A 2,139-nucleotide genomic window follows, 5' to 3' on the forward strand; every position below is an offset into this window, starting at 1 on the left:
TAAGCTTTCACAACCAGTTAGTACTAAAATCGAAAAAATAAGCGCCAGGAACAGCTTGATCGAATTTAATTTCATCATCTTACCTTCATTTTTTTGGTGGGGATTCAAGTATTCTTTGTCAAATCGTACGCTTTTCACACTAAAATCATTTGACTTATTATCATACAAAGCTTACCGGATGCACTATAAAACACAAGCGGGTTTTAGCGAAAAGCTTTTATTTTTACCGGTTTATATCCAATAATTAATAATCTACAAAAAAGGTGACCAGGCAGGCTCCAGCACATCGCCCTTATTAGATGGTAAAAAATATTTCGCACCACCATCAACCGATACCACCGCTAAAACTTTGCTACCACCGCGCAAGGTCGAATATATAATCATACGCCCATTTGGTGAAACACTTGGCGACTCATCCAGCGATGTTGAGGTGAGAATTCTTTGATCCCCCGTCTCGATATCTATTTCTGCAATATGAAAACCTTGATCACCCGGCTCGGTACTTTTGTGGACGTAAAAAATACTATTACCGTCGCGGCTGTAGCGAGGCCTGGTATTATACTTCCCAACAAAGCTCAAGCGCTCCGGAATACGATCTCTCAGAGACATACGATAAACCTGTGGGCTCCCGCCCCTGTCACTTGTAAATACGACACTTTTACCGTCCTGTGACCAGCTTGCCTCGGTATCAATACCTGAGTCGAATGTTAATCGCTCAGTGCGATCACGAGCCAAGTCATAACTATATAACTCGGCGTTGCCATCTTTCGACAAGGTCATTACCAGAGAGGAATCATCTGGCGACCACATAGGCGAGTCATTCAAGCCTTTAAACGAGGTCACCTTTCTTTGATTTCCTGAAATCACATGCTGAATGTAAATTGCTGGGCGACCAGAGTCATAAGACACGTAAGTCAGGTGCTGCCCATCATTAGACCATGAAGGAGACAACATAGGCTCGCGACTAGTAAACAGTGTATAAGCCCCTTTCCCATCAGCATCTGCAACATTTAGGCGGTACTGACGCTGCTTGTTGGTTAACTCTTTAACGGTTATATATGCGATCTTGGTAGAAAACACGCCTTGGACACCCGTAATCTGCTGATACACACGGTCACTAATATAATGCGCTGTTTTTCTAAGGCTTGTAGGGCTTGCTTTTACTCGCTCGCTAATGAGAGATTTTTGAGTAAAGATATCAACAAGTTCATAGTCTACTATTACCTGCTTAGAACCATTTTGATGCGTGACACTCCCAACAACAATATAACTCTGCCCTAGCCTACGCCAGTCTCTGAAGTGCACCTGGTCGAAGCGTTCAGGTAAGCCGAGCATACGCGAGGTCGGCAAGGTATCAAAATCACCACTTCGTTGAAGATTGTTTGCAATAATTTTGGATACATCCTCAGGCAATGGCGATGCATTTTTATTTGCAAACGGAACGATCGCAATAGGCTGAGCACTTGCCGAGCCCACCTCTATTTCGATTACAAGCTCGGCATTTACTGCTGCCGATACAAATGCAGTTAATATCAGTATTAGAAACTTCTTCATTCAAACCTCAGAATTTCGTCACAAGAACATTTATCTAAAAAACGTTCACTAATCAACAGGTGAAAATCGCATCGAGAACTTACGAAAGTGCCGATCAAATATATTTACATCATCAGGAACAGGATAGGTACTAATGCTGCTAGCAGCATGCTCTGCTGAGCGATCATAGACCGGGTTTCCGCTAGTACTTTTAATCCCAACCGCTTTTAACTCACCGCTTGGTAAAAGCTCTATTGTTAAGGTGACGCTTAAACCGGTTGATTTGGGAGGAATACGCCATCTGGTTTGCACCTTACGTTTAATTGCAGCCATAAAACGCTCGACCTCACTCACTTCAAAGGCATGCGCGGCTTCGAGCTCAGCTTGGCGCGCCTTTTCTTCAGCAGCTTTTGCTTCTAAAAGTCGATCCTCTTCAAGCTTACGCATCTTTTCCAGTAAGACTTTCTCTTGAGCTTGTCGAGCCAATTCACGCTCTTTGATTTTTAGGGCTTCTTCAAGTTCCAGTGCTTTTTTCTTTTCCAGTGCCTTTTTCTTCTCCAGAGCCTTTTTCTTCTCTAGAGCTTTTTTCTTCTCTAGAGCCTTTTT

General features: G+C 43.1%; 3 protein-coding genes. 1 reads left to right on the top strand and 2 read right to left on the bottom strand.

Annotation, left to right across the window (positions count from 1 at the left end):
* The coding region (locus A3735_RS32020; RefSeq protein WP_231882589.1) for a hypothetical protein at positions 1 to 244 on the top strand (244 nt) is incomplete at its 5' end.
* Positions 245 to 252: 8 nt separating this feature from the next.
* Here A3735_RS32020 and tolB read toward each other — a convergent pair.
* Together tolB and A3735_RS20425 are read right to left on the bottom strand one after the other, a co-directional pair.
* Positions 253 to 1,554: a Tol-Pal system beta propeller repeat protein TolB gene (gene tolB, locus A3735_RS20420; protein ID WP_068511018.1), complete on the bottom strand. Its 1,302-nt coding sequence runs from the start codon at positions 1,552 to 1,554 to the stop codon at positions 253 to 255.
* A gap of 48 nt (positions 1,555 to 1,602) precedes the next feature.
* Positions 1,603 to 2,139, bottom strand: a 537-nt coding sequence (locus A3735_RS20425; RefSeq protein WP_197485955.1) for a cell envelope integrity protein TolA, incomplete at its 5' end; no start/stop codon positions are given.

This window comes from Oleiphilus sp. HI0061 (genome assembly GCF_001635675.1).